At 39.8% G+C, this 6,786-nt stretch carries 10 protein-coding genes; all 10 read right to left on the bottom strand.

What is annotated here, in order from left to right:
- Positions 1–281: 281 nt before the first annotated feature.
- The 10 genes from CLV42_RS33365 to CLV42_RS34500 all read right to left on the bottom strand — a co-directional run bounded on the left by CLV42_RS33365 (position 282) and on the right by CLV42_RS34500 (position 6,772).
- Positions 282–746 carry a hypothetical protein gene (locus tag CLV42_RS33365; protein ID WP_106606289.1) on the bottom strand — a complete coding sequence of 155 codons (465 nt, stop codon included), beginning with the start codon at positions 744–746 and terminating at the stop codon, positions 282–284.
- 49 nt (positions 747–795) lie between these two features.
- A complete protein-coding gene (locus tag CLV42_RS33370; protein ID WP_106606290.1) occupies positions 796–1,242 on the bottom strand; it encodes a DUF433 domain-containing protein in 447 nt (148 codons plus the stop codon).
- 161 nt (positions 1,243–1,403) lie between these two features.
- Positions 1,404–1,964 (bottom strand): hypothetical protein, encoded by a 561-nt coding sequence (locus CLV42_RS33375; protein WP_106606291.1) that lies wholly within the window; start codon positions 1,962–1,964, stop codon positions 1,404–1,406.
- Between the two features lie 136 nt (positions 1,965–2,100).
- Entirely contained in the window at positions 2,101–2,835 is a 735-nt protein-coding gene (locus CLV42_RS33380; protein WP_106606292.1) for a formylglycine-generating enzyme family protein, read from the bottom strand.
- Positions 2,836–2,865: 30 nt separating this feature from the next.
- Positions 2,866–4,077, bottom strand: coding sequence for a WG repeat-containing protein (locus CLV42_RS33385; RefSeq protein WP_106606293.1), 1,212 nt, complete (start codon positions 4,075–4,077; stop codon positions 2,866–2,868).
- Between the two features lie 705 nt (positions 4,078–4,782).
- Positions 4,783–5,193 (bottom strand): hypothetical protein, encoded by a 411-nt coding sequence (locus tag CLV42_RS33390; RefSeq protein WP_106606294.1) that lies wholly within the window; start codon positions 5,191–5,193, stop codon positions 4,783–4,785.
- Between the two features lie 60 nt (positions 5,194–5,253).
- On the bottom strand, positions 5,254–5,490 hold the full coding sequence (locus CLV42_RS33395) for a SymE family type I addiction module toxin (RefSeq protein ID WP_106606295.1): 237 nt from the start codon (positions 5,488–5,490) through the stop codon (positions 5,254–5,256).
- Between the two features lie 64 nt (positions 5,491–5,554).
- Entirely contained in the window at positions 5,555–5,728 is a 174-nt protein-coding gene (locus CLV42_RS34655; protein ID WP_394337229.1) for a hypothetical protein, read from the bottom strand.
- Between the two features lie 269 nt (positions 5,729–5,997).
- Positions 5,998–6,678 carry a CHC2 zinc finger domain-containing protein gene (locus CLV42_RS33405; protein WP_211303579.1) on the bottom strand — a complete coding sequence of 227 codons (681 nt, stop codon included), beginning with the start codon at positions 6,676–6,678 and terminating at the stop codon, positions 5,998–6,000.
- Positions 6,656–6,772, bottom strand: coding sequence for a type I toxin-antitoxin system SymE family toxin (locus CLV42_RS34500; protein ID WP_262510022.1), 117 nt, complete (start codon positions 6,770–6,772; stop codon positions 6,656–6,658). Before CLV42_RS34500 ends, CLV42_RS33405 begins: the two co-directional genes overlap by 23 nt.
- Between the last annotated feature and the right edge of the window lie 14 nt (positions 6,773–6,786).

Genomic DNA, 6,786 nt, shown 5'->3' on the forward strand with positions numbered 1-6,786 from the left:
GGGGCTGGTGCTCCATCAATATTTAACTATTTTTGAAAACAGATGTCGGATTTGATCAGTTGACTATGTGTTTACACAATATATTTTATAGTCTCTTTATTAAATATTTTATATCCTGGAATATATTATCTCTTCAATGTCGTGCCGGTTAATGTTGTCCTTGATAATTAAACTTTGCATTGTACTACAGATTAGAGGGATTACAAACATCTCCCATAGCCTCACTAAACAATCAATCAATTAGCTCGATCTCAATAATTATTCAACCCAAATACCAGTATCTATAAAACTCGTAGCGAGCTACTAAGCTGATTAATTAAAATATCCTTTGACAAAACCACTTCACCGCCATCATTCGCAAATTCATCTTCTTTTAAATTTAATGCAGTGTCTCTTGAAGGAGATATTTCATATCCACAATATCTGGTAGTATGTCCAGCACTAAAATAAACCTCACCATCTGATTTCATCTTTATTCCGAGAACTCCAACATACTGATCGGAGAAATCATACGGCAGATAAACCGTTTGGTCAACTTCCATCTTATCTATTGTTGCAACCCAACTTTTAATCATTAGCCTTAAACATTTTTCAACCTTATCAGGAGTTTCATGCTCAGGCATAAAAAGTGGATCTATGCATAAATAATAAGAATCGACTTCTGAATGAAAATTAATAGCAGAAATTGTTATGACGATATCGCGATGGCCGTCTTTCTTTCCTTTGTAATATATAATTTCGAACATAAAATAATTTCACAGGAACTTGTATGTAATTATCCAAGTCATCAATAAGCTATACGTCTGCACTCAAAACAGGGTATCTTCTTTTAATCTCCTGCGCAACTAACCAGCCAGCCTCGCCCAATTCTGTAATCTCAAGCTCCTGAAGTGATCCTAAGAAGATACTATTTCCATCCTTAGAGATGGTAATTATCTGCTTTTGCTCATCTAAAAGGATTTCCTTATAATCGTCCTTACTGAAATTCCAATCTTCCTGCAATGCCCTCAAAACACAACCACTGCAAAATTTGAACAGGTTGACGTCCTCTTGACACTTAAGTTCACTACAATATGCTACAGCTTCCCTGGCAACATCAAGTATAATTTCATAACTGTCCAATGCTTCTTGTAAATTATCCTCGTAGTATATACAGGAAACAATATTAAATACAGTAGTTCTTCTACCTTTTACTACTGGCGCGCCAGATGATATGTCTTTTCTTATTTCAATATACCTCATTCTAAATATCTAACTCTCACGTTTGTTTGTTTTTGCAATAACTTGTTTTTTTAGTTAGTGCATTTTATATGTAATCTCTTACCTCATAAGACCAATCTTCTCAAGTCTGCGAATACTTCAATAAACACTTTGGCTTCATTTTCCCAAATGCAGGCAGTCTCTTAATAATATAACTTCTGCCAGTCATATTGTACGCGCTGATGGAAAGAGTTTATTTTCTCAATAATGTCTTCAGGAATACCTATGTTTAAGGTCTTTAATTTATCCAAATAAAAATCGATTCTATAATAATTCTTAATTGTAAACTCAGCTTTTCTCAACTTCTCAATAATGATTTCATCAATATCAATAACCTTCTTGCGTACTAATATATTTAATCCCATCATCTCGTTATCATCTTCATTATTAATGACATGATGTAAAATTTCAAGGATAAAATTTTCATTTTGATCAAACACCACTAATAGAGAACTTAACCAAAAACGTAAATCATCGTCCTTTGCACCTTGTTCCTGGAACCTATCGTCCATAGCACATTTGGAGTTATTGATTAATTTATAAATCCTCTCCGCGATAAATGGTCTCCATTCGTTATTCTTTTCTAATGCATCTAAGGACCGAGTAATAAAATACAACAACTCATTCGCCATAATATCCATGGCAGAAATCACCTCATCAATATTCTCGCTTTCTAATCTCTTAGTTATTTCTCCTCTTTCCATATTACTAATTCTTCATAATTCCAAATCCTCTTTGTGTAACCTTCATATAAAGCACACCTGAAAAAATTGAATTGATCATAACTCAGCGGATACTAATTACCCGGCATGTTTCATCTCAACATTTCTAACATCCTCCCTATTTTTCTGCAATTATTAGCCTCATGCCCCATTCCTGCAGATTTACATTCTCATACTCAAGAATTTCATTCTCAAACTCAATACATTCATCATAGTCTGACGCATAATAACCACCCGCTGAGAAAAAGTATGGGGCGTCTAACATTGTTGATACGGGATCTATAAGGATCGACTGCCCGGACATAGCCTGTACATCCAAGGACATTTCTGAAACATTACCCAATGCATCATATACACCCCATACAGAAGGCAACTTTAAGCCAACTTCGTGAATCGAAAGGCCGCTGTTTTCAGCATACCAAGCGTACTCACCAAAATCATTACCTAATTCCTGCCAATAGAATTTTTCATCTAGTGACGTTCTTGCATAACATACATATCGAGATTGCAAATAATTTGGTAGGTCGAATACTAAACCGTGTTTCAGCAAATTCAATTCATTGATTTTCTTAAGAAAATCAATAACTTCAGACAGGCAGAGACTGACTATTGGATAGTTCGGCTTTTCCTTCAGCTTTTCATAGTAGTCAGTATTTAATACCGATAGCCATTGAGCATTGGTCAATGGGGTTGCTGAAATCCAAAATCCACTAGTAAATTCAACAACAACATTTTCATTGCCGGTTTTATAAAACAAAGATGTTCCTCGAGTTGCCTGAATAAATTTCCCGGGAGGACACCAACAAAACTTCAATACGGCATCCCCTATTGCAATAAAAAGTTCCTTTTTCATAAATACCTGTATGATTACTCCCGCGCAATGTTATCTACCCACTCTCGGAATATATATCTTACCATTGTGCATATCCATATAACCTTTTTTACCGTCCGGCATTTCTATAAAGTAGCCTTCCGCTTCGTAGTTAGCATGATACACATGTTTAAGAACAGGCAGACTTAGTACTCTCCAGTCAGTTTTAATTAATCCTTCTTTGCCATCTATCTGGGTCACAAAGAAACCGCCTTCATTTCGGATGCTATCATAGATACAAGGCAGTATAACATCGCCTTCGGGTGCTATCAAACCAGTTTTGCCGTTTTGTACTACCTTCAGCAGCGCTTGAGGGTGCATGGTTTCATCATAGTAAAACCTTTCAACGTTAGTATAACCAGTCAACTGAAATTCTTTGGCAGGTGTCACTGGTGAATCAGCATACATTCGTTTTTCATATGTCACCTTCCAATCCTTGTCCTTGCCTTTATATACATACAAGCTCATATAACCAACATAGGAATCGTCAAGCTTGACTGCATCGTAGGGGATAACAGCGGACGACGCCGATTGGTGCTGCGTTAGTACTTCGGCATTCCCTGGCGTGGACCTGCCATCGGCAGTGTAAGAAAGCACCTTATCTCCTTCAATGGCATCAAAGGCTCCCTGGCTTTTGTATACCAGGTGATCATACCGGATGGGCGCAATCAGGGCACCGGTGGTAAGGTTTAATACACCATACTTACCGCCTTGCTGCACCACACCTTCATAATAACCAGTAGTAACAAATCCGACATTATCATAACCTTGCTTATTGATCAGCTGACCGGTAACCATGTTCATGAAATACCATTTAGTACCAATATTTACCGGCAGTATGGACGGGTTATCATGCTCACGCTCTCCCCATTTGTTAAATCCAACTTCAGAAAGCTCTTTGCCTGTACTTACATCTACCAGACGGAACTTACCTTTGAACCGGGCGGCTGTGGTGAATCCTTTGATAATTGAAATGGAATCATAACGACAGGGCGTTATCGTCGTACCGTCAACTCCTATCGAACCGTATAAACCACCTTGCTGCACGATGGCGATCTTTTCTCTAAAGATCCAGAATTCTGAGTCGTACTTCGGCTGAATCACTACCTGATTGCTATCGTTAACAAGGCCCCATTTATGGCCATCGTAATAAGGGAATTTGCGCGATTGCGCAAAGCTTTGAATGGTAAGGAGGGGAAGTAGTAAGTAAAAGACTTGCTTCATAGGTTAGGTTTATTTGGAATGTAATTTATTCATTCACTGACATTCAAATAACGTTCCATTAATTTGAGAGCGTCAATTTTTATTAACAAATATTGAATTTATTCAAAATAGCCGGTAGTTTGAACTGCCCTGCCCAAACATTCCCTTCATCGGTATTAAAAATAACCATGTGTTTTTTTTAAATACGATATCCCTCATGCTTTTAGACATTAAACTTCAAAAAACAGTCCTATCTGTCAAGCCATAGCACGGACGCGTTAAGCCAATTTAGGGTGTTGTTAAGTTTATTTAGGATTACTGTAAAGCTATACTAGGACTATACAGAGTCATAGGTTGGTCGTATGTTGGTCGTATATTGGTCGTATATTGGACGTATGTTGGTCGCTTGTGACCGATCAACCTACGTCCAACCTATGACTAACCTACCTTCTACCCATGTTCAACCCTACTTGCATTCATGAACGTCTACCATTAATATTGCATTTTTGTATATTATTCTTTACTTACCGATTTTATTTACGGCTTCATATTCGAACATTTTAACAATTATAAGAATATCAACTGGTTATGAACTGCATATTGTAAGGAGGGACGACTGGAATAATTATGATTGGGAAAGTAATTATTCAGCCGGTGCATGAATAGCTGGACATGCGCTTTAAGGTGGACCTGCTATTTCTTAGCAGGCCCTTTCCCCGAGGCAAGTCACTGCCCGTGCCTTTTTTGACGATCACGCCAACGGTTGTACCAACTCCAGAGCCAGTGACGCCGATCTACCTGATAGCGGTCCAGTGATACCCCATCATAATGCGTCTGCTCGTAACCAGGCCACTCGCGACGCTGCGCATTCAGCTCTTCCAACAGCTCTCCTAACTGCTCTACACTGTAACGCTGACGGCCATAACCAGTACTCTGCAGGTACGATAACGCGCAACTACGCTGATCATCTCCACGACCACAGATATCCATACTTAGGTGATCTATAAACTCCTGCACCATCCGGTGAACTGGTACAGCCAACAAACGGCTCAGTAAGCGTAGCTGAGCAGGGATACGTAGCTCATGATGCTCCCAGCTACTGTGGCAGCGTTTACCTTTTGTTTTTCTTCTCTTCATTGTTTTGGTTTAAGGATAATTAATAATCAATACGTAGCCCCGGTGGATGCATTTAACAACTCACCGTAACCGATCAGGATAGTTTGAATGGCTGCTATTCCCATCCCAGGCTTTTTTAATGATCAGCTTTTCTTTGCTTACTATGATCTCTATCGGATCACCTACATTAAAGCCTGCATCTTCCAGCCACAGGCCCCGTACGTTCAACCAGGGCACATTACGGCCTCCATTCCAATGATTGCTTAATGCTTGGTACTGCCCATGCATTTTACCGCGTCGAAGTGTTTTGTTTGCCATGTCGATATTTTTTTTACTACATTAATACAGCAATGATGCACTCTTTTGAAGCAAATCAACAACCCTATATTTCGCACGTTAGTCCAAATAAGACAGCACCTGCGATAACGTTAGCTGCCGTTAAACGGCAGCTAACGTTATCGCAGGCCTTTTTTATGATCAGCTTTCCTTTACTCACTACGATCTCTATCGGATCGCCTACCTTAAAGTCTGCATCTTTCAGCCACAGGCCTCGCACATTTAGTCAGGGCACATTACGGCCGCCATGCCAATGTTTACTTAATGTCTGGTACCGACCGTGCAGCTTACCGCATCGAAGTGCTTTGTTTGCCATGTGGATATTTTTTAAGCCTGACAATATTTGGCATAAATGTAGAACATCTGCACCAATAGGCAAAATATTTTATGGTTTCATTAGCTCATTTTTTGTCAGTATTTTTATAAAACCAACTACTAACAAGCTTTTTAATACCATAAATGCGCATTATGAGCAGCTTTGGCAAAAAACTAAGGGAGGCCAGGGAAGCTAAAAGCTTCTCTCAAGCGTTGCGTGTCATCATTAACTGTACTACGGAAGTACATACCACTGATCTCTCCCTTACTATTGCGCAATGCAAACACGATACAATACTTCCCAAAAGGCCTGTAGCCCTGTCCCCCGTTGCTATTCGTACCCCATGGAGACAGTAACCCTGCCTCCACACAGACCGCTATCAACTGATCATCCCTGCGCCTGCCATGATGGAACTGTCCTGTATTATAACCGATCTCTAAACGTGCAGTTTCTAAACCCCTGCTTTGTATATACTCCTGCGCAGGCTTGCTGTTATGCACCGCATTCTTAAAATAAGTGAACATGTAGTTCAGCGTCTCCTCCCGGTTGTAGTTCCTTGCTGGTGTAGCAGGAACACTACCACCTATTAACGCCTTACATTTCAGGATAGCTTCATGCTTACTGCAGCCTTCCTTGTACATCACAAAGTCTATTACATCCAATGGCTTGCCATGCGTCTTACAGTTACTGCTAAAACAATAACAGCTATGCGTCTTGTAATATACCTGCAGGCTCGGTGTCTTGTCATCATGGAACGGGCAGTGTAATCGCAGGTGTTTATCCGGTTTTAGCCCGTAATAAGACAGCACCTGCGATAACGTTAGCTGCTGCTTAATGGCTGCTATTTCCATCATAAGCCTTTTTAATGATCAGCTTTCCTTTTCCGACTATGATATCTATCGGATCACCTACATTAAAGCCTGCTTCTTCCAGCCACAGACCCCGCACATTTAGCCAGGGAA

Origin of the sequence: Chitinophaga ginsengisoli (assembly GCF_003014595.1) — a bacterium.
Taxonomy (GTDB): Bacteria; Bacteroidota; Bacteroidia; order Chitinophagales; family Chitinophagaceae; genus Chitinophaga; species Chitinophaga ginsengisoli.